The 26,900-nt window shown below is 73.0% G+C and carries 24 protein-coding genes and 1 pseudogene; 16 read left to right on the top strand and 9 right to left on the bottom strand.

Annotated elements, in window-relative coordinates; all coding sequences use genetic code 11:
• From AC0T5L_RS09730 to AC0T5L_RS09670, 13 genes are all read left to right on the top strand, one after another.
• Entirely contained in the window at positions 1 to 1,659 is a 1,659-nt protein-coding gene (locus tag AC0T5L_RS09730; RefSeq protein WP_476165076.1) for a carbamoyltransferase family protein, read from the top strand.
• Positions 1,656 to 3,152: an HAD-IIIA family hydrolase gene (locus AC0T5L_RS09725; protein WP_476165075.1), complete on the top strand. Its 1,497-nt coding sequence runs from the start codon at positions 1,656 to 1,658 to the stop codon at positions 3,150 to 3,152. Before AC0T5L_RS09730 ends, AC0T5L_RS09725 begins: the two co-directional genes overlap by 4 nt.
• Positions 3,149 to 4,165, top strand: coding sequence for a glycosyltransferase family 9 protein (locus AC0T5L_RS09720; protein ID WP_476165074.1), 1,017 nt, complete (start codon positions 3,149 to 3,151; stop codon positions 4,163 to 4,165). The genes AC0T5L_RS09725 and AC0T5L_RS09720 overlap by 4 nt, the downstream gene beginning before the upstream one ends.
• The gene (locus tag AC0T5L_RS09715; protein WP_476165073.1) at positions 4,162 to 5,208 is read left to right on the top strand and encodes a glycosyltransferase; all 1,047 of its coding nucleotides are present in this window, start codon (positions 4,162 to 4,164) and stop codon (positions 5,206 to 5,208) included. Before AC0T5L_RS09720 ends, AC0T5L_RS09715 begins: the two co-directional genes overlap by 4 nt.
• Positions 5,205 to 6,464 carry a glycosyltransferase gene (locus AC0T5L_RS09710; RefSeq protein WP_476165072.1) on the top strand — a complete coding sequence of 420 codons (1,260 nt, stop codon included), beginning with the start codon at positions 5,205 to 5,207 and terminating at the stop codon, positions 6,462 to 6,464. Before AC0T5L_RS09715 ends, AC0T5L_RS09710 begins: the two co-directional genes overlap by 4 nt.
• Positions 6,464 to 7,054, top strand: coding sequence for a D-sedoheptulose-7-phosphate isomerase (locus tag AC0T5L_RS09705; protein ID WP_476165071.1), 591 nt, complete (start codon positions 6,464 to 6,466; stop codon positions 7,052 to 7,054). The genes AC0T5L_RS09710 and AC0T5L_RS09705 overlap by 1 nt, the downstream gene beginning before the upstream one ends.
• A complete protein-coding gene (rfaE2, locus tag AC0T5L_RS09700; protein WP_476165070.1) occupies positions 7,051 to 8,433 on the top strand; it encodes a D-glycero-beta-D-manno-heptose 1-phosphate adenylyltransferase in 1,383 nt (460 codons plus the stop codon). The genes AC0T5L_RS09705 and rfaE2 overlap by 4 nt, the downstream gene beginning before the upstream one ends.
• 90 nt (positions 8,434 to 8,523) lie before the next feature.
• Positions 8,524 to 9,210, top strand: coding sequence for an SDR family oxidoreductase (locus AC0T5L_RS09695; protein ID WP_476165069.1), 687 nt, complete (start codon positions 8,524 to 8,526; stop codon positions 9,208 to 9,210).
• 88 nt (positions 9,211 to 9,298) lie between these two features.
• Positions 9,299 to 10,291: an NAD-dependent epimerase/dehydratase family protein gene (locus AC0T5L_RS09690; protein ID WP_476165068.1), complete on the top strand. Its 993-nt coding sequence runs from the start codon at positions 9,299 to 9,301 to the stop codon at positions 10,289 to 10,291.
• Between the two features lie 37 nt (positions 10,292 to 10,328).
• A complete protein-coding gene (locus AC0T5L_RS09685) occupies positions 10,329 to 11,201 on the top strand; it encodes a glycosyltransferase family 2 protein (RefSeq protein WP_476165067.1) in 873 nt (290 codons plus the stop codon).
• The gene (locus AC0T5L_RS09680; RefSeq protein WP_476165066.1) at positions 11,198 to 12,097 is read left to right on the top strand and encodes a glycosyltransferase family 2 protein; all 900 of its coding nucleotides are present in this window, start codon (positions 11,198 to 11,200) and stop codon (positions 12,095 to 12,097) included. Before AC0T5L_RS09685 ends, AC0T5L_RS09680 begins: the two co-directional genes overlap by 4 nt.
• Before the next feature lie 83 nt (positions 12,098 to 12,180).
• Positions 12,181 to 12,945, top strand: a complete 765-nt coding sequence (locus AC0T5L_RS09675) for a MerR family transcriptional regulator (RefSeq protein WP_476165065.1) — start codon at positions 12,181 to 12,183, stop codon at positions 12,943 to 12,945.
• A complete protein-coding gene (locus AC0T5L_RS09670; RefSeq protein ID WP_476165064.1) occupies positions 12,942 to 13,304 on the top strand; it encodes a hypothetical protein in 363 nt (120 codons plus the stop codon). The genes AC0T5L_RS09675 and AC0T5L_RS09670 overlap by 4 nt, the downstream gene beginning before the upstream one ends.
• A 125-nt stretch (positions 13,305 to 13,429) precedes the next feature.
• Here AC0T5L_RS09670 and AC0T5L_RS09665 read toward each other — a convergent pair whose 3' ends face one another.
• Complete coding sequence (locus tag AC0T5L_RS09665; protein WP_476165063.1) at positions 13,430 to 15,226, bottom strand: acyl-CoA dehydrogenase; 1,797 nt, start codon at positions 15,224 to 15,226, stop codon at positions 13,430 to 13,432.
• A 219-nt stretch (positions 15,227 to 15,445) separates the two neighbouring features.
• Here AC0T5L_RS09665 and aroQ point away from each other — a divergent pair, with 219 nt between their 5' ends.
• The gene (gene aroQ / locus AC0T5L_RS09660; RefSeq protein ID WP_476165062.1) at positions 15,446 to 15,934 is read left to right on the top strand and encodes a type II 3-dehydroquinate dehydratase; all 489 of its coding nucleotides are present in this window, start codon (positions 15,446 to 15,448) and stop codon (positions 15,932 to 15,934) included.
• Between the two features lie 63 nt (positions 15,935 to 15,997).
• On the opposite strand, the gene AC0T5L_RS09655 is transcribed toward aroQ, so the two are convergent.
• Positions 15,998 to 16,633 carry a histidine phosphatase family protein gene (locus AC0T5L_RS09655; RefSeq protein WP_476165061.1) on the bottom strand — a complete coding sequence of 212 codons (636 nt, stop codon included), beginning with the start codon at positions 16,631 to 16,633 and terminating at the stop codon, positions 15,998 to 16,000.
• Between the two features lie 201 nt (positions 16,634 to 16,834).
• Between AC0T5L_RS09655 and AC0T5L_RS09650 the strand changes: the two genes are divergently transcribed.
• Positions 16,835 to 17,623: an SAM-dependent methyltransferase gene (locus AC0T5L_RS09650; protein WP_476165060.1), complete on the top strand. Its 789-nt coding sequence runs from the start codon at positions 16,835 to 16,837 to the stop codon at positions 17,621 to 17,623.
• Positions 17,624 to 17,654: 31 nt separating this feature from the next.
• On the opposite strand, the gene AC0T5L_RS09645 is transcribed toward AC0T5L_RS09650, so the two are convergent.
• A complete protein-coding gene (locus AC0T5L_RS09645) occupies positions 17,655 to 19,970 on the bottom strand; it encodes an FdhF/YdeP family oxidoreductase (protein WP_476165059.1) in 2,316 nt (771 codons plus the stop codon).
• Positions 19,971 to 20,046: 76 nt separating this feature from the next.
• Here AC0T5L_RS09645 and AC0T5L_RS09640 point away from each other — a divergent pair.
• Positions 20,047 to 20,352: pseudogene (locus AC0T5L_RS09640) on the top strand (multicopper oxidase domain-containing protein).
• A 147-nt stretch (positions 20,353 to 20,499) separates the two neighbouring features.
• Here AC0T5L_RS09640 and AC0T5L_RS09635 read toward each other — a convergent pair.
• From AC0T5L_RS09635 to AC0T5L_RS09610, 6 genes are all read right to left on the bottom strand, one after another.
• Positions 20,500 to 20,979, bottom strand: coding sequence for a YbaK/EbsC family protein (locus AC0T5L_RS09635; RefSeq protein ID WP_476165058.1), 480 nt, complete (start codon positions 20,977 to 20,979; stop codon positions 20,500 to 20,502).
• 90 nt (positions 20,980 to 21,069) lie between these two features.
• On the bottom strand, positions 21,070 to 21,816 hold the full coding sequence (locus tag AC0T5L_RS09630) for an SDR family NAD(P)-dependent oxidoreductase (RefSeq protein ID WP_476165057.1): 747 nt from the start codon (positions 21,814 to 21,816) through the stop codon (positions 21,070 to 21,072).
• A gap of 40 nt (positions 21,817 to 21,856) precedes the next feature.
• Positions 21,857 to 22,933 (bottom strand): isocitrate/isopropylmalate dehydrogenase family protein, encoded by a 1,077-nt coding sequence (locus AC0T5L_RS09625; protein WP_476165056.1) that lies wholly within the window; start codon positions 22,931 to 22,933, stop codon positions 21,857 to 21,859.
• Positions 22,930 to 24,039, bottom strand: coding sequence for an AbrB family transcriptional regulator (locus tag AC0T5L_RS09620; RefSeq protein WP_476165055.1), 1,110 nt, complete (start codon positions 24,037 to 24,039; stop codon positions 22,930 to 22,932). The genes AC0T5L_RS09625 and AC0T5L_RS09620 overlap by 4 nt, the downstream gene beginning before the upstream one ends.
• A complete protein-coding gene (locus tag AC0T5L_RS09615; RefSeq protein WP_476165054.1) occupies positions 24,036 to 25,391 on the bottom strand; it encodes an MmgE/PrpD family protein in 1,356 nt (451 codons plus the stop codon). The genes AC0T5L_RS09620 and AC0T5L_RS09615 overlap by 4 nt, the downstream gene beginning before the upstream one ends.
• Positions 25,388 to 26,761, bottom strand: a complete 1,374-nt coding sequence (locus AC0T5L_RS09610) for an MmgE/PrpD family protein (RefSeq protein WP_476165053.1) — start codon at positions 26,759 to 26,761, stop codon at positions 25,388 to 25,390. The genes AC0T5L_RS09615 and AC0T5L_RS09610 overlap by 4 nt, the downstream gene beginning before the upstream one ends.
• Between the last annotated feature and the right edge of the window lie 139 nt (positions 26,762 to 26,900).

Below are 26,900 nucleotides of genomic sequence, written 5' to 3'. Positions count from 1 at the left end.
ATGAGGATCCTCGGTGTCAACGCCGTCTTCCACGACCCGGCGGCGGCGCTCGTCGTGGACGGTCGAACCGTAGCGGCGGCCGAGGAGGAGAGGTTTTCCCGGCGCAAGCACGGCAAGGCGGCGGTCCCCTTCTCGACGTGGGAACTGCCGGAGCAGTCGATGCGCTGGTGCCTTGAGAGCGCGGGCCTGCGCCCGGCCGATCTGGACGCGGTCACCTATTCCTATGACCCGGCTCTGACCGACCCCGAGGGGCCCGGACAGGACCGCGGATGGGAGCGGCTGCGCCTGTTCTACGTCGAGCGGGTACCGCACTTCCTCGCCACCGCACTGCCGGGGCTGGACCCGGCCAAGGTCAGCTACGTGCCCCACCACGTCGCGCACGCGGCCTCCACCGGGCTCGCCGCTCCGCACGAGGCGGGAGGCGGCGAGTGCGCGGTGTTCACGGCCGACGGGCGCGGTGAGAGCACCTCGCACCTGGCGGGCGTCTACACCGGCGGGCACCTGGAGGTACTGGCCCGCCAGCCGCTGCCCGAGTCCCTGGGACTGGTCTACGAGGAGCTTACCGAGCACGTGGGTTTCCACCGCTCCAGCGACGAGTACAAGGTGATGGCACTGGCCTCCTACGGCGAGCCCGCCATGCTCGACCAGCTGCGCGAGCGTATCGGCTACGAGGGCGACGGGCTGGTCCGTGCCTCCGGCGTGGACTGGGCCTCCCTCACCGAGCCGTGCAGGTCCGGGCAGGAGCCCACCAAGGAGCACGCCAACCTCGCCGCCAGCGTGCAGATCGCGATGGAGGAGGCACTCCTGGGCGTGCTCGGCTGGCTGCATGAGCGGACCGGGCGTTCGCACCTGGCGATGGCCGGAGGGGTGGCGCTCAACTGCGTCGCCAACAGCCGCATCGCCCGTGAGAGCCCCTTCGACCACGTGTGGGTGCAGCCCGCCTCCGGCGACGCGGGCACCGCGCTGGGCGGCGCACTGCATCTGGCCTCGCTGGTGGAGGAGAACATCGCGCCCATGCCCGGAGCCGATCTGGGCCGCTCATGGGACGAGGACGAACTGTGGCACCTCCTGCGCGAGGCCGACGTGGAGTTCGAGCGGCCCGACGACCTGGTCGAGACCGTGGCCGAGGCACTGGAGGGCGACGCCCTGGTGGCCTGGTTCCAGGGCCGGTCGGAGTACGGGCCCCGCGCCCTGGGACACCGCTCCCTGCTCGCCAACCCCGCCAACTCCGGCAACCTCGAACGGCTCAACCGGGTCAAGGGCCGCGAGCAGTTCCGGCCCGTCGCGCCGATGGTGGCCGAGCGCAGGGCACCGGACATCTTCTCCGGCGGACCCCTGCCCAGCCCCTACATGCTCTTCGTCCACGACGTGCATCCCGACTGGCGCGAACGCGTGCCCGCCGTGGTCCACGTGGACGGTACCGCCCGGGTCCAGACCGTCTCACCGGCCGACGACCCGCTCACCTCGCACCTGCTGGACCGCTTCGAGGCACGCAGCGGCCTGCCCGTACTGGTCAACACCAGCCTGAACACCGCCGGGCGCCCCATGGTCGACTCGCCACGCGACGCCCTGGAGTGCTTCGGATCGGCGCCCGTGGACATTCTGGCGATCGGGCCGTTCGTCGTCCGCCGCCACCCGCGGGAGAGGGTGTACCGATGAGCGCGCCCCGTTACACGGTCGTCGTTCCCACCGTGGGACGCCAGACCCTCCCGCACGTGCTCCGGCCCCTGCTCGACGCGCCGCCCGAGACGGCGCCCGAGGAGATCGTCGTCGCCGACGACCGGCCGCTGACCGAGACCGGTTCCCTGCCCGGCACCGACCACGCCCGTGTGCGCGTCCTGCGCACCGGGGGCGGCGGGCCCGCCGCCGCGCGCCAGGCCGGGTGGCACTCCTGCCGCAGCGAGTGGATCGCCTTCCTGGACGACGACGTCGCCCCGCCCGAGGACTGGCCGGAGCGGCTGCGGACGGATCTGGCGTCCCTGCCCGCCGAGGTGGGGGCGAGCCAGGGGCGCATCATCGTGCCCGGCCCGGAGGGGCGCGATCCCACGGACGCCGAACGCGCCACCCTGGCGCTGGAGGGCGCCCCGTGGATCACCGCCGACATGGCCTACCGAAGGAGTGCGCTGGAAGCGGTCGGCGGCTTCGACACACGCTTCCCGCGCGCCTACCGGGAGGACACCGACCTGGCCCTGCGCGTCATGGACGCCGGGTACACCCTGACATCGGGCGAACGCGAGTGCGTGCACCCGCTGCGCGGCGGCGGCCGCTGGTCCAGCCTCCACGCCCAGCGCGGCAACGCCGACAACGCGCTGATGGACCGCCTGCACGGGCGCGGATGGCGCCGCAGGATCGGGGAGGGGCCCGGCGGACTGCGCGGGCACACCGTGACCACGGCCGCGCTCGCGGCCGCCGCCGGGGCCGCGCTGACCGGGCACCGGACGGCGGCCGCCGCGTTCGGCGCCCTGTGGACGGCGCGTACCGCCACGTTCGTCAAGCGGCGCGTCACCGGCGGGCCCGCCACGGCCGCCGAGGTCACCGACATGGTGGTGACCAGTGTGCTCATCCCGCCCCTGGCCTGCTGGCAGCGGCTGCGCGGCGAGATCCGCCACGCCGGGGCGCGTCCGGCCCCCGGAGTCCGGGCGGTCCTGTTCGACCGGGACGGCACCCTGATCGAGGACGTCCCCTACAACGGCGACCCCGACAAGGTACGGCCCACGCCCGCGGCCGCTCGGGCACTGGCCCTGGCCCGCCGCGCCGGATTCGCCGTCGGCGTGGTCAGCAACCAGTCGGGGATCGCACGCGGGCTGCTCACACCCGACCAGGTGGAGGCGGTCAACCGGCGTGTGGACGAGCTGCTCGGCCCCTTCGACGTCTGGCGGGTGTGCCCGCACGGCGAGGAGGACGGCTGCCAGTGCCGTAAGCCCGAACCCGGCATGGTCCACTCCGCCGCCGCCGAACTGGGCCTGTTCGCCTCCCAGTGCGCGCTGGTCGGCGACATCGGCTCCGACGTCGACGCCGCCCGCGCCGCGGGTGCGCGCGGGGTACTCGTGCCCACCGCGGCGACCCTGGACGCGGAGGGCCGGGCCGCACCCGAGACCGCACCCGACCTGGAGGCGGCCGTCCTGCGTCTCCTGGGAGGGGGCGTTCCGTGAGTGGGGGCACCGTGCTCGTGGCACGACTGGACAGCCTGGGCGACGTCCTGCTGTCCGGGCCCGCGGTACGCGCCGTCGCCCATGGCGCCGACCGGGTGGTCTACCTGGCCGGCCCCAGGGGAGCCGAGGCCGCCGCGATGCTGCCGGGCGTGGACCGGGTCCTGACCTGGTGCGCCCCCTGGATCTCCGCCGACCCGCCGCCGGTGGACCGCGAGGAGGTCACCGGCCTCGTGGAGCGACTGTCCCGCCTCGGCGCGGACGCCGCCGTGCTGCTGACCTCCTTCCACCAGTCGCCCCTGCCGCTGGCCCTGCTCCTGCGCATGGCCGGGGTGCCGCGGGTCTGCGCCATCAGCGAGGACTACCCGGGCAGCCTGCTCGACGTGCGCCACCACGTGGTTCACGGCATCCCCGAGGCCGAGCGGATGCTGTCCCTGGCCGAGGCCGCCGGGTACCCGCCGCCCACGGGAGAGACCGGACGCCTGGCCGTACGCCGCCCGCTGCCCGACACCCGTGAGCTGACCGGACCGGACGGGTACGCGGTGGTCCACGTCGGCGCGGACGCGCCCTCCCGGGAACTGCCGCACGACCTGGCCGCCAAGACCGTCGCCGCGCTCGCCGAGCGCGGGTACCGGGTCCTGGTCACCGGCTCGCCGGGGGAGGCGGCACTGGCCGGGGAGGTGGCCGCCCACGGCGGCGCGAACCTGGCCGGGCGCACCGCCGTCGCCGAGCTGGCCGACGTGCTCGACCGTGCCGCCGTCCTGGTCTCGGGCAACACCGGCCCCGCCCACCTGGCCGCCGCGGTCGGCACACCCGTGGTCTCGCTCTTCTCCCCGGTCGTGCCCGCCTCCGCCTGGGCCCCCTACGGCACACCGGTACGGGTTCTGGGCTACCAGCGGGCGCCCTGCGCCGACACACGGGCCCGGGTCTGCCCCGTGCCCGGCCACCCCTGCCTGAACTCCGTCTCCTCCGACGACGTCCTGGCCGCCGTCGACGAACTCCTGGGGAAGCTATGACCGTCCACCATCCGGCAGCGACCGTCCCGGCCCCGGCCGACATGGCCCAGGGCGAGGCCAGGACGCCCGCGCGCGTCCTGCGGGTCCTGCTCTGGCATGTCCACGGCTCGTGGACGACCGCGTTCGTCCACGGCGGGCACACCTGCCTGCTGCCGGTGGCCCCGGACCGGGGACCGGACGGGCGGGGCCGCGCGCAGACGTGGGAATGGCCGCGAAACGCCGTGGAACTGCCCTGGGAACATATACGCGGGTGCGAACCCGACCTGGTCATCCTCCAGCGCCCGCACGAGATCGCCCTGGCCGAGGAACTCCTGGGCCGGGTCCCGGGCAGGGACGTGCCCGCCGTCTACGTCGAGCACAACACCCCGCGTGACGACGTACCGGTCACCCGCCACCCCGTGGCCGACCGCGGCGACATCCCCGTCGTCCACGTCACCCACTTCAACGACCTGTTCTGGGACTGCGGGCGCGCACCCACCCGTGTGGTCGAGCACGGCGTTCCCGACCCCGGACACCGCTACACCGGCGAGGTCGCCCGCGCGGGCGTGGTGCTCAACGAACCACTGCGCCGCTGGCGCTTCACCGGCACCGATCTGCTTCCCACGCTCGCCGAGCGGGTGCCCCTGGACCTGTTCGGCATGGGCGTGGCCGGGGTCCCCGACCACTTCGGGCTGCCGCCCTCACGGCTGCGCGCACACGAGGACCTGCCTCAGGAGGCCATGCACGACCAACTCGCCCGTCGGCGCGCCTACGCGCACCCTCTGCGGTGGACCTCACTCGGTCTCTCCCTCATCGAGGCCATGATGCTCGGCCTCCCCGTGGCCGTCCTGGGGACCACCGAGGCACACGAGGCCGTACCGCCGGAGGCGGGCACCGTATCGACCGACCCCCGAGTACTCGCGGAGGCGCTACGCGCGTTCCAGGAGGACGGCGACCTCGCCTTCCGCGTTGGCACGGCCGCTCGCGCGGCGGCCCTGCGCCGCTACGGGCTCACCAGGTTCCTTGACAACTGGGACCGGGTGCTACAGGAGGTGACGTCATGAGGATCGCCATGGTCTCCGAACACGCCAGCCCGCTGGCGGCGATCAGCGGAGAGGACGCGGGTGGCCAGAACGTCCACGTGGCCGAACTGGCCGCGGCACTCGCCGCGCGCGGACACGAGGTCACCGTCTACACGCGTCGCACCGACACCGAGAAACCCGACACCGTGTCTCTGAGCCGGGGCGTGTGTGTCGAGCACGTGCGCGCCGGACCGGCGGCCCCGATCAGCAAGGACGAACTGCCCCGGTACATGCCCGAGTTCGCGCAGCGGCTGCGGGCGGCCTGGCGGATCCACAGACCCGATGTCATCCACGCCCACTTCTGGATGAGCGGCTTCGCCTCGTTGCGTGCGGCCAACGCCCTGGACCTGCCGGTCCTACAGACCTTTCACGCCCTGGGCACCGTCAAGCGCCGCCACCAGGGCTCGGACGACACCAGTCCCGTCGAGCGCATACCGGCCGAGCGCGCCGTGGCCAGCCAGTGCGACATGGTCGTGGCCACATCCACCGACGAGCGGCGTGAACTCGGCGAGTGGGGCGTCTCGCCCGGGCGTGTCGCGGTCGTGCCCTGCGGTGTGGACACCACCCGCTTCACCGCGAAGGGCCCCAGTACCGCACGCGGCGACCGGCCGCGCCTGCTCAGCCTGGGACGCCTGGTCAGGCGCAAGGGCGTGGACACGGTGATTCGTGCGCTGGCCGAGGTACCCGAGGCCGAACTGGTCATCGCCGGGGGAGCCGACCTGGACCGCCTGTGGACCCAGCCTGAGGCGGTGCGGCTGCGCATGGTCGCCGAGCGCATGGGCGTCGACGACCGGGTCCGTTTTCTGGGCTGCGTGGACCGCTACGAGGTCCCCGCCCTGCTCAGGTCGGTCGACGTGGCGGTCAACGTGCCCTGGTACGAGCCGTTCGGGATCTCCACCGTGGAGGCGATGGCCTGCGGCGCCCCTGTGGTCGCCTCACGTGTGGGCGGACACGTGGACACCGTCGTGCACGGAGAGACCGGCCTGCTCGTGCCGCCGCGGTCCCCCAAGAGGCTGGGCCGCGCCGTGCGCTGGCTGCTCTCCGACGAGGAGGCCCGGGCCTCCTTCGCCGAAGCGGCGGCCGAGCGCGCCCGGGAGCGCTACTCCTGGGCGGAGGTGGCCCGGCGCACTGAGGAGTGCTACCTGCACGTGACCAGTACGGCCGGTACGGGCGTCCCGATGCCCCGCGCGGTCAGCGGTACGCCGGTCGGCACCACGGCCATGGGAGGCGAGGAGTGATGCACACGCACCTGAGGCGGCTCAGCTCCGCCCTGGACGGTACCGACGCGGCACGCGTCGAGGAGTGGGGCAGCCGCGCCGCACGGGCCCTGAGTGGCGGACAGCGCCTGTTCGCCTGCGGAAACGGCGGAAGCGCGGCCGAGGCCCAGCACCTGACGGCCGAGCTGACCGGGCGTTTCGAGGACGAGCGCGCGCCTCTGTCGGCCATCGCGCTGCACGCGGAGACCTCCAGCGTCACCGCCATCGCCAACGACTACGGGTACCGCCAGGTCTACGCGCGTCAGCTGCGCGCCCACGCCCGCCCCGGCGACCTGCTGGTGTGCATGTCCACCAGTGGTAACAGCGAGAACGTCGTCGCCGCGGCCAAGGCCGCGCACGAACTCGGCGTCACCTGCTGGTCGATGACCGGTCCCGGACCCAGCGCCCTGGAGTCGCTCAGCGACGAGACGGTCGCGGTCCCCGCGCCGAAGGCCTCGACCGTGCAGGAGGTCCACCTGACGCTCGTCCACGTGTTCTGCGCGGCGGTGGACCGGGAGCTGGCCACGCGCGAACGCGCGGTGCTCGTCCCGGAGCGGAGGGCGGCCACGTGAGCGCCGCCGAAGGGATCGTGGTGGTGGTCGGTGACGCCCTGCTCGACGTGGACCTGCGGTGCGTGTCCCGGCGTGACTGTCCCGACGCGCCCGCGCCCGTGCTGGAGGAGGCCGAGGCCTGGTACCGGCCGGGCGGCGCGGCCCTGGCCGCGTTGTGCGCACGCGAGGACGGCCGCGAGGTGGTCCTGGTGACCGCCGTGGGCCGCGACGCGGCCGCCGACGACCTGGCTGGGCTCCTGGGCGGGGAGGTCACCCTCGTGGGGCTGCCCCTGATGGAGCGCACGCCCACCAAGACCCGTGTCCAAGCCAACGGGTGCACCGTGGCCCGCCTGGACGAGGGATGCGACGGTGTGCGGGAGACCGCGTCCGGCACGGCCGTGGCCCGGGCCCTGGCCGACGCCTCGGCCGTACTGGTGGCCGACTACGGGCACGGGCTCGTCCGTCAGAGCGCGGTGCGCGGGGCCCTGGCGGCGTGCGCGGACCGTGTCCCGCTCGTGTGGGACCCGCACCCGCGCGGCGCGGGGCCCCTGCCCGGGGCACGCCTGGTCACACCCAACGCGGCCGAGGCCCGGGTAGCCGGGGACGAGGGTGACCGGGCCCTGCGCCGGGCGGGTGAGCTGGCCGGGGCGTGGGAGGCGGACTCGGTGGCCGTCACCCTCGGAGCGCACGGGGCCGCCTGGTCCGACGGGACGGGAGAGCGGGTCCTGGTGCCGGGTGAGCCCGTGGACTCGCCGTCGGACACCTGCGGGGCGGGCGACGCCTTCGCCGCCGCGTGCGCCACGGCACTGGCCGGCGGCGTGCACGTGCGTGAGGCCGTCCGGCGCGGGGTCGGCTCAGCGTCGGCCTTCGTGGCCCGGGGCGGTGCCTCGGCCCACACCCGCCAGCGCCCCGACGTGCCCGCCCCGCGTACCGCGTCCGGTCCGGCGGACGCGGTCGGCGGAAGGGGCGAGCGGACCGTGGCCACCGGCGGCTGCTTCGACGTCCTGCACGCGGGCCACGTCGACCTGCTACGGCGGGCCCGCTCCCTGGGGGACCGCCTCGTGGTGCTGCTCAACAGCGACGCCTCCGTGCGGGCCCTCAAGGGCGAGGAAAGACCCGTCGTCGGCGAGGGCGACCGCGCCCGCGTGCTGTCCGCGCTCGACTGCGTGGACGAGGTCGTCGTGTTCGACGAGGACACGCCCGCCCGCGCACTGGCGAAGCTGCGGCCCGACGTGTGGGTCAAGGGCGGCGACTACAACGTGGAGGAGCTGCCGGAGACGCCCGTCGTACGGCGGGCCGGGGGAGAGGTGGTCACCGTGCCGCTCGTTCCCGGCCACTCCACGACCGGACTGATCACCCGTATACGCGGCCGGGGCCGCGACGGCGTGCCCGTCCGCTGAGACGGCCGCGTCCGGCACCGACCGCCGACAGACCACCGGCCCAGAGCCGGTTCACCGTTGATGAGTACCGACATGAGGAACGGGGGAGAGATGCGTCCACTCGGAAACACGCTGATCACCGGAGGCGCCTCGGGCCTGGGAGCCGCCACGGCCGAGGCCGTGGCCGCCGAGGGCGGGCACCCGATCATCCTCGACAAGCAGCACCCGGGCAACGACCTGCCCTTCGAGCAGGTGGACCTGGCCGACCGCGAGGCGGTCGAAAGCGCCGTCCAGCGGGTCGTCGTCCAGCACGGGCGCATCGACGCCCTGGTCAACGCGGCCGGGACCGACGCCTGCGGCACGCTCACGGACGTGTCCGCGGACGACTGGGAGAAGGTCATCCAGGTCAACTTGCTCGGCACCGCCGCCGTGACCCGCGCGGTCCTGCCGCACCTGCGCTCCTCCGAGGGCACGGTGGTCAACTGCGCCTCCACCCTCGGCCTGCGCGCGCTCAGCGACGCCACCGCCTACTGCGCCTCCAAGTTCGGGGTCGTGGGCTTCACCCGGGCTCTGGCCGCCGAACTCGCCGGCCAGGTCGGGGTGACGCTCCTGGTCCCGGGCGGCATGAGCACGGCCTTCTTCGACGACAGGCCCGAGCAGTACAAGCCCGGTCCGGACGCCAAGCTCAACGCGCCCGAGGATGTGGCCCGCTCGGTGGTGTTCGCACTGCGCCAGCCGCCCGGCTGCGAGGTGCGCGAGATGGTCGTCTGCTCCTCGCAGGAGACGTCCTGGCCCTAAGCCGGTACGGCTCGAACCCCCGGCTGATCTGCCCTCCAGACAACAGATCCAGGCAAAGTGGTGAGACCCTCCGAGGAGGTGGGCGACGATGCGCGAACCCGCGTCGAGAGGAAAGGCCCTGGTCACTGGTGGTGCCGGATTCATCGGCTCCCATCTGTGCGAACGGCTGCTGGAGAGGGGTACACGCGTGGTGTGCCTGGACAACTTCGCCACAGGCCGCGCGGAGAACGTGGGGCACCTGGCCGGGCACCCGTGGTTCGAGCTGAGGGAGGCCGACCTCATCGAACCGTTCACCCTGGACGAGCCGGTGGACACGGTGTTCCACCTGGCCTCGGCCGCGTCGCCGCCGGACTACCTGCGCCTTCCCGTGGAGACGCTGGAGGTGGGCAGCCTGGGCACCCGCAACGTCCTGGAACTGGCGGAGGAGTACGGCGCGCGCATGGTCCTGGCCTCCACCAGCGAGGTGTACGGCGATCCGCTGGAGTACCCGCAGCGCGAAACCTACTGGGGCAACGTCAATCCGATCGGGCTGCGCAGCGTCTACGACGAGGCCAAGCGCTACGCCGAGTCGCTGACGATGGCCCATCACCGGGCGCGCGGGGCCGACGTGGGTATCGCACGCATCTTCAACTGCTACGGGCCGCGCATGCGCGCCGACGACGGCCGGATGGTGCCCACCTTCGTCACCCAGGCGTTGGAGGGACGTCCTCTGACGGTGGCCGGTGAGGGGAACCAGACGCGGTCGCTGTGCTACGTGGAAGATACCGTCCGGGGCCTGCTCGCCCTGGCCGACAGCAAGGTGACCGGACCGGTCAACGTCGGCAGTGACGAGGAGCTGTCCGTGCTGAACCTGGCACGCGTCGTCCTGAACGCCACCGGGGCACGTGAGGGGATCACGTTCGTCGAGCGTCCGAAGGACGATCCGCACTTTCGACGCCCCGACATCCGCCTGGCCGCCGAGGTCCTGAACTGGCGTCCTCGCATACGCCTGGAGGAGGGGCTGCGGCGCACCGTCGCCTACTTCGTGGAGCAGCGCGCCCGCTACGACGGCCTGCCCGAGGGTGCCACACCCGCCAACTGAGGCGGCGACGCGGACGAGGACGTGAAAGGAGGACGGAGTGGGGAACCCGGAGCACTCGCGGGTCACCGTGGTGGTGGCCACCCGCGACCGCCGCGAGGAGCTGCTGCGCACGCTGCGGCACCTGGAGCGGCTGGAACCCCGGCCGCCCGTGGTGGTCGTGGACAACGCCTCCACCGACGGCACCGCCGAGGCCGTCCGTTCCGGGTTCCCCGGCGCTCTGCTCGTGCGCGAGCCCCGCAACGCCGGATGCGCCGCCCGAAACACCGGGGTGGCGCACGCGGACACGCCCTACGTCGCCTTCTGCGACGACGACTCCTGGTGGGCCCCGGGCGCGCTGGAGGCGGCGGCCGACACCCTGGACGCCCATCCGCGCCTGGGCCTGGTGGCCGCCTCCGTGTTCGTCGGGGAGGAGGAGAGGCCGGACCCGGTCAACAGGGCACTGGAGCACAGTCCGCTGCCCGGCGACGGCCTGCCGGGGCCGCGGGTACTCGGCTTCCTGGCCTGCGCGGCCGTGGTACGGCGCGCGGCCTTCAAGGAGGTGGACGGTTTCAACCCGCTGCTGTTCTTCGGCGGGGAGGAGGCGCTCCTGGCCCAGGACCTGGCGGCGTCCGGCTGGGACCTGTGCCACCTGAAGCACGTACACGTGCACCACCACCCCTCCTCGATGCGCCCACCCAGCAGGTGGCGGCGGACGCTGGAGGAGCGCAACGCGCTGCTGACCGCCTGGCTGCGCCGCCGACCGGGTCTGGCCCTGACGCGGACGGTGCGACTGGCCGGGCGCTCGCTGCGCGATCCGGTCTCACGCGGGGCCCTGACCGGGGCGCTGCGGTTCCTGCCCGTGGCGATCACGCGGCGCCGCCCGGTGCCCGCGCACGTGGAACGGGACCTGTCACTGCTGGAGGAATCGTGAACGGGGGCGCACGCGTCGGGATCGTGATCATCACCCGCGACCGCGAGGAGGAGCTGCTGCGCACCCTGGGCCGTCTGGAGGCCCTGCCCGGACCGCCGCCGACCGTGGTGGTGGACAACGCCTCCACCGACGGCACGGCCGACGCCGTCAGCGAGCGCCACCCGTGGGTGGGGCTCATCCGTGCGGACGCCAACCTGGGCTCGGTGGGCCGCAACATCGGAGTGGAGGCCCTGGACACGCCCTACGTCGCCTTCTGCGACGACGACACCTGGTGGGATCCCGGATCCCTCGAACGCGCGGCCGACCTGCTGGACGGTCACCCCGGCCTGGGCTCGGTGACGGCGCGCCTGATCGTCGAGCCCGCGGGACACGAGGACCCCATCACCCCCGAACTGCGCCACTCGCCGGTCCCCGGCCCGGACTGGCTGCCCGGGCCCGCCCTGCTGGGGGTCCTGGCGGGGGTCACCGTGTTCCGCGTCCGCGCCTTCCAGCAGGTGGGGGGCTTCTCCCCGCGCCTGTGGCTGGGCGGGGAGGAGGAGCTGCTCGCGCTGGACCTGGCCGCCGCCGGGTGGTGGATGTGCTGGGACGAGGAGACGGTCGCCCACCACGCCGCCTCCCCCGTGCGCGACCCGTCCCGGCGGCGCCGCCTGGGCATCCGCAACACCCTGTGGACCGCGTGGCTGCGGCGCCCGGCCGGCGGCGCGTGGCGGCACACGTGGTCGATCCTGCGGTCGGTGCCGCGCGACCGCTCCAGCGCGGTGGCCGTGGCCGAGGCGCTGGCGGGCCTGCCGTGGGTGCTCAGGGAGCGCGCGCCGGTCCCGCCCGGAGTGGAGCGCGGGCTGCGTGCCCTGGACGGTCCCCGACGGGAGTCCAAGGCCCGGCGCTACGTGGGCTGAACACGGGTTGCGGTTGACGTAACGTCAACGCCTAGCGTCGCTCATGGGCCGGACGGACCGGCCCGGCGAGGGGAAGGGCCGTGATGTCCTGGCCGACGGGTGAGGTGTGCCGGATGAGCGGGGTCACCTCCCGGACGCTTCGGCACTACCAGCGGATCGGGCTTTTGGCCCCGGAGCGGATCGGTCCCGGCGGCATCCGCCACTACGGGCACGACCAGCTCCTGCGGCTCCAGCGCATCCTGGTGATGCGCGAGCTGGGCATGGGGCTGGCCGACATCGCCCGAGTGCTCGATGAGCACCGGGACCAGGCCGCCGCGCTGCGCGACCACCTGCGGGACCTTCTGGCCGAGCGGGACCGCCTCGACACCCTCGCCGCCACAGTGCGCCGCACCGTCGACGCACTGGAGGAGGGAGACGCGATGGAGGCCGTTAACCGGCCCGAGGAGCTGTTCGCCGGGTTCGACACCTCCTTCTACACCGAGGCCCGGACCAGGTGGCCGAGCGAGTGGGGCCAGGCCATGCGGGCCACGGAGGGGTTGACAGAGGAGGACTGGGCGCGGGGCCGTGCGGAGGTCGCCGCACAGATGAGACGGATGGCCGTGCACATGGCGGCCGGGACCCCGGTCGGCGACCCGGTGGTCCAGAGTGAGGTGCACGCCCACTACCTGCTGGTGAACTGTACGTGGACGCCCGACGCGAACGCCTTCGCCAACCTGGGCCACGTCTACGCAGAGGAGGGGCCCTGGCGCGAGGTCTACGACAGGGTCGCCCCGGGGCTGGCCGACTACCAGCGCGAGGCCATGAAGGTCTACGCCCGCGAACGGCTGGGCTGGAGGGAGCAGGCGTGATCCCCGTGCACTGGCACACCCACCGCCGTGAGGAGGACGGGGAGGTGCTCGGCTACCTCGAACCCCTGGGAGAGGGGCGGTACCGACCGGTCACCCCGTTCGGCCACCCGGTCGACGGCTCCGGCGCGGAGGAGGACGCGCGCGCCGCACTGGACACCAGGGGCCTGGCCTATCTGGCCGACCCCTGGCTGTTGAACCTGCCCGGACGCGAGGAGCCGATCACGGTACGGATCGTGGAGGTCTCTCCGGAGCGGATGCGCGTGGCCAACGCCGACCTCGGCTACGAGGAGGCCGACCTCGGGCACATCTTCGTGCTGGAGGTACCCGAGGCAGGGCGGCTCCGCCCGGCCAGGAGCTGAGCCGGCGGAGACGGGGCGGGACGCCCCGCCCGCCACGGGCCCGCGCGGTCCGTCTCCTCACCGACCGCCCCGCCACCCACGACGGCGGGGCGGCCGGCGCTGTCCGGGCGCCCCGGCCGCGATGGTCAGAGCACGTCGGGCGAGACGTCCAGGACGGTGCGGTCGCGGGAGGCCACCAGGTCGAACTGCGGGCCCGTGCGCGGCAGCTCGTGTCGGAAGAAGTAGGCCGCCGCGGCGCGCTTGCCCTCGTAGAAGCCGCCCTCGTTGCCGTGCGCGGCCACCAGCTGCTCCAGCCACAGCCACGCCACCACCACGTGGCCCACCGCCTCCAGGTAGGGGGTGGCGTTGGCCAGCGCCAGGGCCGGGTCGCCCTCGGCCCAGGCCGCCGCGGTCGTCTCCGCCGTCCGGTCCAGGGCCTCCGACAGCAGTTCGGCGTACTCGGACTCCGGGCCGCCCAGCTCCCGTGCGCGGTCCACCGTCCTGCGCGCGGTCTCCAGCAGCAGCGTCAGCCGGGCACCGTCGTCGATCACGGCCTTGCGTCCCAGCAGGTCCAGGGCCTGGATGCCGTGGGTGCCCTCGTGGATCGGGTTGAGCCGGTTGTCCCGGTAGTGCTGTTCCACGTCGTACTCGCGGGTGTAGCCGTACCCGCCGTGTACCTGGACGGCCAGGCTGTTGGCCTCCACACACCACTGGGAGGGCCAGCTCTTGGCGATCGGGGTGAGCACGTCCAGCAGCAGGTGGGCGCGCCGACGGGTGTCCTCGTCCCCGGTGCTGGCGGTCTCGTCCATCAGCCGGGAGCAGTACAGCACCAGGGCGAGCGCGCCCTCGACGTAGCTCTTCTGCGCGAGCAGCATCCGGCGCACGTCGGTGTGCTCGATGATCGGCACCTGCGGCCGGGCGGGGTCCTTGGCGCCCATCGGGCGGCCCTGGAGGCGCTCGCGGGCGTAGTCGAGCGACTTGAGGTAGCCGGTGTAGCCGACGGCGGTGGCTCCCGCGCCCACCCCGATCCGGGCGCCGTTCATCATGTGGAACATGTACTTCAGCCCCTGGTGGGGCTCGCCCACCAGGTAGCCGACCGCGCCCGGCCTCCCTCCGGGGGTGTTGCGGCCCTCACCGAAGTTGAGCAGCGCGTTGACGGTGCCCCGGTAGCCCATCTTGTGGTTGAGCCCGGCGGGCACGACGTCGTTGCGCTCGCCGATCGATCCGTCCTCCTCCAGCAGGTACTTGGGCACGACGAACAGGGAGATGCCCTTGACCCCGGGCGGGCCGCCGGGGATCTTGGCGAGCACCAGGTGCACGATGTTCTCGGTCAACTCGTGGTCGCCCGCCGAGATCCACATCTTGTTGCCGAACAGCCGGTAGGCACCGTTTCCGTCGTCCTCGGCGCGGGTGGTGATGTCGGCCAGGGAACTGCCCGCCTGCGGCTCGGACAGGCACATGGTGCCGGTGAACCGCCCCTCCACCATCGGGAGCACCCAGGTGTCGATCTGTTCGGGGCTGCCGTGCGCCAGGAGCAGGCGTGCGTTGCCCGCGGTGAGGAAGGGGTAGGCGGAGGAGCCCAGGTTGGCGGCCTGGAAGAAGGCGCTGCACGCGCTGGAGACCACATGCGGAAGCTGGCCGCCGCCCACCGAGGCGGGCATTCCGGCGGCGCTCAGGCCGGTCTCGGCGTAGGCATCCAGGGCCTTCTTGACCTCGGGGATGACATGGACGCGCTCGCCGTCGAAGTGGGGCTCGTTGGCGTCGTTGGCCTTGTTGTGCGGCGCGAAGTGGTCGGTGGCCACGCGCTCGGCCAGTTCCAGCGCGGCGTCGAGGGTCTCGCGGGAGTGGTCGGCGTAGTGGGTGCGGTTGGTGAGGGCCTCGGTGTCGAGCCACTCGTAGAGCAGGAACTGTAGGTCGCGCGTGGACAGCAGGGTGGACGCCACGGGTCGCCTCCTAGGAATCGTGGACCGACTGGTCGGTATGCTACCCGGCCACGGGGTTCGGAGGTGACCGGGGCCACGGACGCCCCGCGCGAGCCCCTGGGGGCACCCGGCGGACACGTGCCCCGCAGCGCCGCTCCTGCGCCGCTCGCGACGGGCGGCATCCACCGAACAGCACATCTAAGCTGGCTGTCACCGACCAGAGAAGGAGCGCTGACCCGCATGTCCGCTGTGCCCGACCAGCCCCGCACCGTCCTACTGCTCAACGGCCCCAACCTCAACCTCCTGGGCACCCGTGATCCCACGCAGTACGGCACCACCACCCTGAACGAGGTCGAGCAGCGCGTGGCCGCACTCGGCGAGGAACTGGGAGTGGAGGTGGTGTGCGCCCAGAGCAACAGCGAAGGCGGGCTGGTGGACCAGGTCCACGGCGCACGCGGCTGGGCGGGGGTGGTACTCAACCCCGGTGCCTACGCGCACTACAGCATCGCGCTGCGCGACGCGATCGACGCGATCGAGGCGCCCGTGGTGGAGGTGCACATCTCCAACGTGTACGCCCGTGAGGAGTTCCGGTACACGTCGGTGACCGCGCCGGTGGCCGCGGGTTACGTCGCCGGGTGCGGAGTCTTCGGCTACGAGCTGGCCCTGCGTGCGGTGCTGCGGCGCGACGCCGAGCGCCGGGAGGCGGCGGACGGCGCCCAGCAGGGATGAGGGCGGCCGGCCGGTACCGCCCGCGAGGCAGTACCGACCGGTCGGTTTCCATGGTGCACGCGTTCAGCGGTAGGTCATCAGGGCGGGACCGCCCTGCTCCAGGTGGGCGTGGTCGTTGAAGGACAGCAGTTGTGTGCCGCCGCGGCCGTGCAGCAGCTTGGTCACCGACCCGTTGACCACCACGCGGTTCATCGCCAGGAACCCGGCCGGAGAGGTGCCCAGCAGGGCCGAACACACCGTCGCGATGACCCCGGCGGAGGTGAACACCAGGGCCGTCTCTCCCCGGCCCAGCCCGGCGACCAGGTCGTCCAGTGCTCCCCGTACCCCGGCCCGGAAGCCCTCCCAGGTGCCCGGGCCGCTGCCCCCGGCCTCGATCCACGCGCTCAGGGAGGCGTCGAGCCGCTCCTGGAGGGAGCCCGTCCCGGCCGGGTGCGCGTCCATCAGTCCGAGGTGGTCGTACTCGTTCCAGCGTTGGTCACCGACCGGATCCAGGCCCAGGCCCGCCTCGGCCAGGGCCGCGGCCGCCGTCTGGCGCTGGCGGCGCAGCGCGCCGGTCACCACCCGGGCGACCGGCAGTTCGCGCCGTTTGAGCTCGGTGCCCAGCAGCCGGGCCTGTTCGTAGCCGGTCGGACTCAACTCGTCGTAGTCCTCCGCCTCCGGAGAGGCCTTCCCGTGGCGGATGAGGTAGATAGCTGGCATCGAACCAGAGTACGAGCGGGCCCCCGTGCCTCCGCGCACCGGGGGACGGGATCGGGAGGCGGGGCCCCGGCCCCGGGGCTGCTTCGTCCGTGGGACGCTCTCTCCGGAAAGGCCCACGGGCAGGGCGCTCCCGCTTGCGCGTCGGTTTTCGCGAGCAGGACAATACGGGGGGCGAACGACGCTTCCCACTGAGAGGTCCACATGACGGACACACCCCCCATCGACACCACCGTGGCGCATTCCGCCCGTGTATGGAACTACTGGCTGGGAGGCAAGGACAACTATCCGGCCGACCGCGAGGTCGGCGACTACGTGCTCCAGGCCTACCCGGAAATGGTCACGGCGGCCCGCGCCGACCGGGACTTCCTCATCCGTGCGGTCACCCACCTCGCCCGTGAGGAGGGCGTCCGCCAGTTCCTGGACGTGGGCACCGGATTGCCCACGCACAACAACACCCACGAGGTCGCCCGAGCCGTCGTGCCCGAGGCCCGGGTGGTCTACGTGGACAACGACCCGCTGGTGCTCGCCCACGCGCGGACGCTACTCGTCAGTGAGGGGGCGGGGGACGTCCACTACGTCGACGCGAACCTGCACGAGCCGGGGAGTGTCCTGGAGGCCGCCGCCGCCCACCTGGACTTCGAACGGCCCATCGGCCTCACGGTCCTGGGCACGATGGGGCACACCCCCGACAACGACCGGGCCTACGCCACCGTGAGCGGCTACGTGGACGCGTTGCCCCCGGGCAGCTTCCTGGCCCTGTGCGACGGGACCAACACCAGCGAGCCGATGATCGAGGCGTCCCGGCGCTGGAACGACACCGCGCCGCTGCCGTACCACCTGCGCAGCCCCGAGGAGATCGCGGGCTTCTTCGACGGGCTCGAACTGCTGGAGCCCGGCGTGGTGTCGGCGCCGTTCTGGCGGCCCGCCGAGGCCGAGGTGGGCACGATCGCGGAGGCCGACCAGTACTGCGGGGTCGCCCGCAAGCCCTGAGCCGCGGCGGGACGGCCGTACGGCGGAGCGCTCAGTCGCGAAAACCGGTACCGGAGTCGGGCTCGAACCGCACCACCACAGACTTCGACGTGGGCGTGTTGCTGGTCTCGGCCGTGGAGTCCAGCGGCACCAGCACGTTCGTCTCCGGGAAGTAGGAGGCCGCGCACCCGCGCGCCGTCGGGTAATGCACCACCCGGAAGTGCGCCGCGCGCCGCTCCCGGCCGTCCGGCCACTCGCCCACGAGGTCGGTGTGGGAGCGGTCGGCCAGACCCAGCTCCCGGGCGTCCTCGGGGTTGACCAGTACCACCCGGCGACCACCGGTGATGCCCCGGTAGCGGTCGTCGAGGCCGTACACGGTGGTGTTGTACTGGTCGTGCGAGCGCAGCGTCTGTAGGAGCAGCCGCCCTTCGGGGACCTCCGGGGCGTAGGCACCGTTCACCGTGAAGTTGGCCAGCCCGGTCGCGGTGGGAAAGCGCCGGTCATCGCGCGGGGCGTGCGGCAGGGTGAACCCGCCGGGCCGCCGCGCGCGTTCGTTGAAGTCCTCGAACCCCGGGACGACCGCCTCCACGCGCTCGCGCACACGATCGTAGTCGGTCAGCTCCGACCAGGCCACCGGGGAATCGCCCAGCACGCGTTCGGCCAGGTCGCAGATGATGTCCACCTCCGAGCGCATGCCCTCCGACAGCGGGGGCAGCGCCCCGTGGGAGGCGTGCACCTTCCCCATGGAGTCCTCCACCGTCACCCACCGGGACTCGCCGCCGCGCACGTCGCGGTCGCTGCGCGCCAGCGCGGGCAGGATCAGCGCCCGTGTCCCCGTCACCACGTGCGAACGGTTGAGTTTGGTGGACACGTGCACCGTCAGCCCCACCCGACGCATTGCCTCCTCGGTGACCAGGGTGTCGGGGGTGGCCGCCACGAAGTTGCCGCCCATCGCGAAGAACACCCGCACATCACCACGGGCCATGGCGCGGATGGCGTTGACGGTGTCGTACCCGTGCTCGCGCGGTGGTTCGAAACCGAACTCGGTTCCCAACGCGTCCAGGAACGTGTCGGCGGGGCGCTCGAAGATGCCCATCGTGCGGTCGCCCTGCACGTTGGAGTGGCCGCGCACCGGGCACACACCCGCGCCCGGTCGGCCCACGTTGCCGCGCAGCAGCAGGAAGTTGACGACCTCGCGGATGGTGGGCACCGAGTGCTTGTGCTGGGTCAGGCCCATCGCCCAGCACACCACGATCCGCTCCGATGCGGTGACCATCGCGGCGATCCGCTCGATGAGCTCCCGGTCCAGGCCGGTGGCCCGCTCGGTGCGCGGCCAGAACTCCTCGTCCGGTTCGTCGAGCAGGGTCTTGGCGAACTCCTCGAAGCCGTGGGTGTGGGTGGTGACGAACCCCCGGTCCAGGACGTCCTCGCCACGCTCGTGGGCCTCCAACAGCAACCGGTTGAGGGCGGAGAACAGGGCGAGGTCGCCGCCCAGGCGCACCTGTGCGAACAGGTCGGTCAGCTCGGTGCCGCGCCCGAGCAGGCCGCCCGCGCGCTGCGGGTTGCGGAACTCGCGCATGCCCGCCTCAGGCAGCGGGTTGACGGTGACGATGCGCGTTCCGGTCTTCTTGGCGCCCTCCAGGGCGGTGAGCATGCGGGGATGGTTGGTCCCGGGGTTCTGCCCGGCCACGATGATGAGGTCGGCCTTGCGCAGGTCCTCCAGGGACACGCTGCCCTTACCCACGCCCAGGGTCTCGGTCAGCGCCGAACCGGAGGACTCGTGGCACATGTTGGAGCAGTCGGGGAGGTTGTTGGTGCCGAGCGCCCGGGCGAACAGTTGGTAGCTGAACGCGGCCTCGTTGCTGGTGCGGCCCGAGGTGTAGAACACCGCCTCGTCGGGAGAGTCCAGCGCTCTGAGGTCCTCGGCGACCAGGTCCAGGGCGCGGTCCCAGCCGACCGGTTCGTAGTGGGTGGCGCCCTCGGCCAGGTACAGCGGCTCGGTGAGGCGTCCCTGCCGGCCCAGCCAGTACCCGGACCGCTCCGCCAGCTCGGCGACCGGATGGGCGGCGAAGAACCCGGCGGTCAGCGCCTTGGCGGTGGCCTCCTCGGCGACGGCCTTGGCTCCGTTCTCACAGAACTCGGCCCGGTGCCGCCGGTCGCCCTCGGGCCAGGCGCAGCCGGGGCAGTCGAAGCCGCGCTTCTGGTTGACCGCGAGCATGGCGGGCAGGCCGCGTCGCACGCCCGCGTGCTCGCCGACCTGGCGGAGGCTGTTCAGAACGGCCGGGAGCCCGGCCGCACTGGTCTTGGGCGGGCCGACGGCGGGGGAGTCCTGCGCGGGGTCCGGTGCGTCCGAGTGCTGGTGTCTCACACTCCGATTCTGGCACTGCCCGCCCGGCCGTGGAACTCGCGGGGAGCGATCCTAGACCGCGGACGAACGGCGGCGGATTGAGGCTGGCACCACCGGGCGCGGATGCCGAGGCACCGTCGCCAACCGCAGCGCGGAGGTTCACTCCTGGCACCTGCACGGCCATCCGGTGCTCGTGTTGTCGCGCGACGGCCACGTCCCGGCGGGCGCCCCGCTGTGGCTCGACACCTTCGGGGGCCGGCCCGGGCGGACCTGACAGGTGGCCTTCCTCGCTGGCCACCCCGGAGTGTGGATGAACCACTGCCACAACCTCCCCCGCGCCGAGGAGGGCATGATGCTCCACCTGCGCTACAACGGCTTCGTTACCAGACACGACCACCACTGACCCGGCCAACCCTGACCCCGCCTGAGTCCGTGCATGGGGGGAGGGCCGGGCCGCGGCCGGGGAGGAGTGCGCCGCGGCCCACATCTCACAGGAGGCGGTCGGAGAGCCCCGGGACCTCGTCAGCGGCACCGGAACCGGGCGGGCGGGTCAGCTGACGGCGACGGGGGTGCCGTCCGTCATCTTCACCAGCTCGGCGTAGTCGGTCGGGAAGACGGTGTGCGGTGTCCCGGCGGCCGCCCACAGCCTCGGGTACTCCTTCAGAGCGGTGTCCACCACCGTCTCCACCGGCGCCGGATGGCCCAGGGGCGCCACGCCGCCGATGGCCTGGCCGGTGGCGGTGCGCACCTCCTCGGGTTTGGCACGCCGGACCACGCTCCTGCCCAGGCGCTCGGCCAGCAGGGCGAGGTCCACCCGGTGCCGACCGCTGGTCATCACCAGCAGCGGCCTGTCGTCCGCCATGAACACCAGGCTGTTCGCGATCGCTCCGACCTCGCACCCCAGTGCCTCGGCCGCCTCGGCGGCGGTACGGGTGGAGGAGGGCAGCTCCCGCACCCGTCCCCGCGCTCCGAAAACACCGAGGGCCTCGGCCACCCGCTGACTGCGCTCGGGCAGGTCCCCGCCGTCCATGTGCCCTCCTTCCGGTCCGCCCTCGGTGCAGGCTACGTTCCCGTCGGGCGGACGCGCACACGGTTCCGGAGGAAGGCGGACCCGGCGGGGTCAGGGCATGTACACACCGCCGTTGACGTTCAGCGTCTGCCCGGTGACGAACGCCGCGTCCTCCCCGACCAGGTAGCGCACCGCGGCCGCGACCTCCCCGACGCGGCCGGACCGGCCCACCGGCACGTGCGCCCCCCGGTGGGGACCGGGCACGTGGTCGCGCACCGTGTCCACCAGGCCCGGGGACACGGCGTTCACAGTGACCCCGTGGGGCGCGTACTCGTGCGCCAACGCCTTGGTGAGCCCGATGAGCCCCGCCTTGGCCGTCACCACGTGCGCCCGCTCGGCGGCGCCCTTCTGACCGGTGACCCCGGCGATGTTGACGATCCGCCCCCACCCCCGGCCCACCATGTCGGGCAGGGCCGTCTGCGAGCACACGAACGCCCCGTCCAGGACCACCCCCACGACCTCGGCCCAGTCCTCACGGTCCATCTCCAGGAAGTCGCGCTCCCGGCGCAGCGCCGCGTTGTTCACCAGGGCCGTGACCGGCCCCAGCTCCTCGCGGGCGCGGTCCACCCCGGCCCGCACCGCGTCCTCGTCCCGGACGTCGGCCGCCCACATCAGCGCCCTGCGCCCGGTGGCCTCGACATCCTTCGCCGCCTGCGCGGACCTCTCGTCCTCGGTGCGCGCCACCATCAGTACGTCGAAGCCGTCCTCGGCCAGGCCGACGGCGATCCGCCGACCGATGTTGCGGGTCGCGCCGGTCACCAGCGCGACCCCCCTGGACTTCCCACTCGTTCCACTCATCAGTCACTCCTCGGGGTTCGGTTCCGGTCGGCCCGCCTGGTCACCCCGCGCACCGGGCGGCCACGGCGGCGCCCATACGCGAGGTGGAGGCGTCACCGCCGAGGTCGGGGGTCAGGTCGGCGTCGCCGCCCTCCTCCACCGTCTCCAGCACGGCCCGGAGCATGAGGTCGGCGGCGGAAACCAGAGCGGTGTCCTGGTAGCGGGCGCCCAGCCAGGCCAGCAGCATCTGCACGGACGTGATCATCGCGTAGGGGTCGGCGATCCCCCGGCCGGCGATGTCGGGCGCGGACCCGTGTGTGGCCTGCGCCATCGCCCAGCGGTCCCCGGCGCTGAGCCCGGGTGCCAGTCCCAGGCCCCCGACCAGCCCCGCCGCCAGGTCGGACAGGATGTCGCCGAACATGTTCGTGCACAGCACCACGTCCCACTCCTGGGGGCGCATCGCCAGGTGCAGGGCGAAGGTGTCCACCTGGTGGTCGTCCAGACGCACGTCCGGGTACTGCCGGGCGACCTCCTCCACCGTGTCCATGAACAGTCCGTCGGTCAGGCCGAAGACGCTGCGCTTGTGGATCGCGGTGACGTGCCCCCGCCGCGAGCGCGCCGTCTCGAACGCCCGGTGCGCGATCCGCTCGCTCTGGTGGCGGCTGATCACCCGGATACTGAACGCGTTGTGCTCGTTGGGTTGGAACTCCCCCGACCCCCGCATCATGTTCCGGTCGGGCTGGAAGCCCTCGTTGTTCTCCCGGAGCACCAGCACGTCCACGTCCTGGTGCAGGGACCGCACCCGCGTGAACGACCGGGCCGGTCGGTGGTTGGCGTACAGGTCGAAGTGGCGGCGGATGATCGGATGCGGGTTGACCGCGTGCGGATCCTCCTTGGGATAGGCGGCGTGGCCGATGGGCCCCAGCACGAAGCCGTCGGTCGCGGCCAACCGCTCCAGCGTGTCCTCGGGCATCGTCCGCCCGCAGCTCTGATAGGCGGACAGCCCCAGGGGCACGGGCACGAACTCCACCTTCGGACCGCCGACGGCCGCGAGCGCCGCCTCGGCCACGCGCACCGCCTCCGGGACGATCTCCGGGCCGATCCCGTCACCTTCCATCACCGCGATCGTGTACGTCATGGTTTACCGCCTCCGCTCGGGGAACTCCTGTCGAACAGCCAGATCCAGAAGGGCATCAGCGCGTTGACCGCGACCTGGCGGACGGTCTGCGCGAGGACGACGACGTGCAGGTCGGCGTCGACCGCCGCCGCGACCACCACCATCTCCGGGGCGCCGCCCGGTGCCACCACCAGCAGGCACGTCATGAACGACCACGGGGTCAGCGGCGACATCACCGCCGCGATCGCGATGGACAGCACGAACGTGCCGACCACGCCCAGGAAGCCGCCCAGCACCTGGCGGCCCGAGTGCCGGGCCCGCTGGGCCAGGTACTCGCCCACCGTCAGGCCGAGGAACACCTGGCCGACGACCTCCTGGAGGAAGGGCACGTCCAGCAGGCGCACGTCCACGCCCGCCATGCGCAGCGCCGCGGTGAGCGCGATCGCCGCGAACATCGGCCCCAGCAGGGCGGGTACGGGCACGCGCAGCCGCCGTGCGAGCACCGCCGCGACCAGGGACAGGGCCAACAGCGCCACCCAGAACACCCAGCCGCCCGCACCCGTGGGGCCGTGGAGGAGCTCGGTCGCCGGCGCCCGCGACACCTCGCCCAGCAGGGGGGCGAGCAGGGGCACCGCACAGATGACCACGGTCAGCCGCGAGGCCTGGACCAGCGCGATCAGGGTGGGAGGGCGGCCGTTCTCCACGGCCACCGACGGCATCACCGCCAATCCGCCGGGCAGTGTGGCCAGACCCGCCGTGAGCCGGTCCATGCCCGTCCAGTGCGCGTACAGCCGTGCGGTGACCACCGACCCGGCCAGGATGGCGAGGATGCCCAGGAACACGGCGGGCAGGTGCGCGGCCGTGCCCGCGAAGTCCTGAACCGCCAGGGCCGGGCCGAGCGCCGCGCCCACCAGGACCTGTCCGAGTGTGCGCACCCGGCGGCTCGGCTCGGCGCGGCGTCCGGACCACCGCATCGACCGGCACACCAGCCAGCCGGAGGCGATACCCGACACCACCCAGACGATCGCCATCCCCGTCGTGACGAACGCGACGGCGCCCAGGACCGCCGCCGTAGCCAGTTCGTACCACAGCAGTGAGCGGGGACGCGGCGGACCGGCACCGTTCACCGGGGCACCGGGGTGGGCAGCCCCACCTCGGTCACCTCCGCCAGGTCGGTCGCGTCGGCCAGGTCGAACACGGTCTCCACGAAGCGTCCGTGGGCCTCGCCCAGGACGGGGCGGGTCAGCGCGGCGGCCTTGGCGCGCACCTCTCCGATCCCCATACGCCGTGCGCCGTCCACCGAGCCCTCCAGGACCAGGCCGCCGTCGGTCACCACCCGGGCCCGCGCCGCGTACCGCCCCAGCGCGGGATCGGGAACCAGCGAGCACCGCTCGCGCACCCGCGCCAGCGCGGGGTCGTCGGCGGAGTCGTCGGTGAAGTCCTCCGGACCTCCGCCGTCGCGCAGGAGTCCCACAGCGAAGCAGTGCGCCGCGCTGAACTTGGTCTCCAGCCCGCTCGCCGGCGCGGACCTGCCCATGACCGAGGGCACCAGCGGGTGGACGGTCAGACGGGCCTCGGCCACGGACTCGCCCTCGGTGAGCCTTCCGCGCAGTTCCCGGGCCAGGTCGATCACGGGATGGCTGACCACCCCGCACGCGTAGGGCTTGACCTCGTTGGCCTCCAGCTCCCACGCAGCGCCCAGCCCGCCGGTCAGCGCCGACACGTCGTCCTCGGACAATCCCTGTCGCCCCGGACGCAGCAGGGCCAGCAGCCCTCGGCGGCCCTCCAACGGCGCGGCGGGGCCGTCCAGCCCGGCCCGGGCCAGGAGTGCGGCCTCCAGACCCGCCGACGCCGCCTTGCCCGGGTGCAGCGGCTTGGCCATCGTGCCCAGTGCCTCCAGCAGTCCCGCCGACTGGGTGGCGGCGAACCCGACCGCGTTCCGCGTCTCCTCCGGCCCCAGTCCCAGTGCCCGGCTCGCGGCGACGGCGGCGCCCACCCCGCCGACCACACCGGTCATGTGCCAGCCGCGCTCCATGGCGTCGGGGGTCAGGGCCACCCCCAGCCGCAGGGCGACCTCGGTGCCCACCGCGACCGAGGCCAGCAGCTCCCGTCCGTCCCGGCCCGCGATCTGGGCGGCGGCCAGCGCGGCGGGCACCACCGGGGCGCCCGGGTGGACCACCGTGGGCGGGTGCGTGTCGTCGTAGTCCTCCACGTGTGCGGCCAGACCGTGCACCAGCGCGGTCCAGGCGGGGGCGAGCCGCTCCGAGCGGCCCAGGACGGGCAGCCGATCCCTCCCGCCCAGCGTGGACAGCACCGCCACGGTGCGCTCCACGGCGGGATGGGAGGAGCCGCCCACGGCCAGGGCCAGGATGTTACCGGTGGTGGTCGAAGCCGCCTCCCTCGTGGCCGGTGGGAGACGGTCCCATCCGGTGTCGAGGGCGAACTCGACGATCTGCTGGGTGATCGCGTGCGTCGTCATACCCGTGCTCCCTCAGCCGTGGCCGGTGCGAAGTGGTCCTCAAGCGTGGGCGAGGCGTCCAGCCGCCACGCGGAGTCGAGCATCGCCCGCGCGCGGTCTCCCAGCACGGGCGTGGTCAGTGCCAGGGCCTTGGCGGCGAGCTCGTCGTCGGTCAGAGGGCGCGCGTTGCTGCCGCGCGCGTGGGCGACGTGCTCGGTCAGCTCGGTGCCGTCCTCGAGGCGCACGGTCACGGTCGCCTCGTCCCGGCCGCAGCCCGGGTCGGGGGACAGGGTGGTCAGCGCGCGCAGGGCCCGGAGATCGGGGGAGGTGACCCGCGCGTCCTCGTACTGGGGCAGGGACACGGAGCCGTCCAGGAGTCCGGCGGCCACGCCGTGCACGGTGCTGAACTTGGCGCGCAGTCCGTTCTCCGGCTGCTGGTTGCCGGTCAGTTCCACGACCAGGGGGTGGCAGCGCACGTCCACGGACGCGACGGGACGTGCGGCCAGGGCGGGTGAGAGCGCCACGGCGGCGTCGATCGCCGGGTGGGAGACGATCCCGCAGGGGTAGGGCTTGTAGGAGTTGTCCAGCAGTTCCCACCGGCTCGCGAACGCCTCCAGCACGTCCTCGGCCCGGGCGTCGGGGGACAGGGCGGCGAACAGGCCCTGGCGTCCCTCGAGCGGTGCGTCGGGCGCGGTGAGCCCCTGCTCGGCGAACAGGGCGGACAGAACCCCGTTGGCGCTGGCCTTTCCGGGATGGAAGGGCTTGACGGCGCTGCCGAACCCCTCGCGGTGCCCGAGGGTCTGGCTCGCGGCGAGACCGACGGCGCGAGCCAGACCCGCCCTGTCCAGTCCCAGGAGCAGTCCGGCGGTGACCGCTGAGCCCACCACCCCGCACGTGCCGGTGATGTGCCAGCCCTCGTCGTAGTGAGACGGGGTCAGGGCCACCCCCAGCCGCAGCTGCGCCTCGATGCCCAGGGCGAAGGCGTGCAGCACCTCCGCTCCGTCGGCGCCGCGTTCGCGGCCCACCGCCAGGGCGGCGCCCAGGCATGCCGCGCCGGGATGGATCACGGTGGCCAGGTGGGTGTCGTCGAAGTCCTCGATGTGGGCGGCGGCCCCGGTGACCAGGGCGCAGCCGTAGGCGTCGGCGTGTTCGGGCCGGGCCAGGAGCGGGTGGCCCTCGGAGTCGGGAAGGCCGTGGACCGAGGCCATCGCGTCCACGATGGGGTGCCGGGCCGCGCCGATCGCCGTGTGGACCACGTTCACCCACGATCTCCGGGCTTCGCGCAGGACCTCCTCCGGGACGGCTCTGTCGTGGTGCAGTTCGTACAGCGCGTCCGTGAACCGGCGCGTTGTACTGCGCTGCTTGTCGCGCATCGTGGAATCTATGACCATAATCCGGGACGCTAAGTCCACTCGTCACATCCCGTCAACCCCCGATTTTTTCTCCTTCTGCCTGTTGACATGCGGGGTGGCGGTGAGCACAGTGGTGCAAATCACGCAACACGCATCCAACATGTGGAACGAGTGTTTG

Source organism: Nocardiopsis sp. TRM 82005 (genome assembly GCF_056312425.1).
Note: the sequence above shows the minus strand (reverse complement) of the source record. Positions and strands in the feature narration are given on the sequence as shown.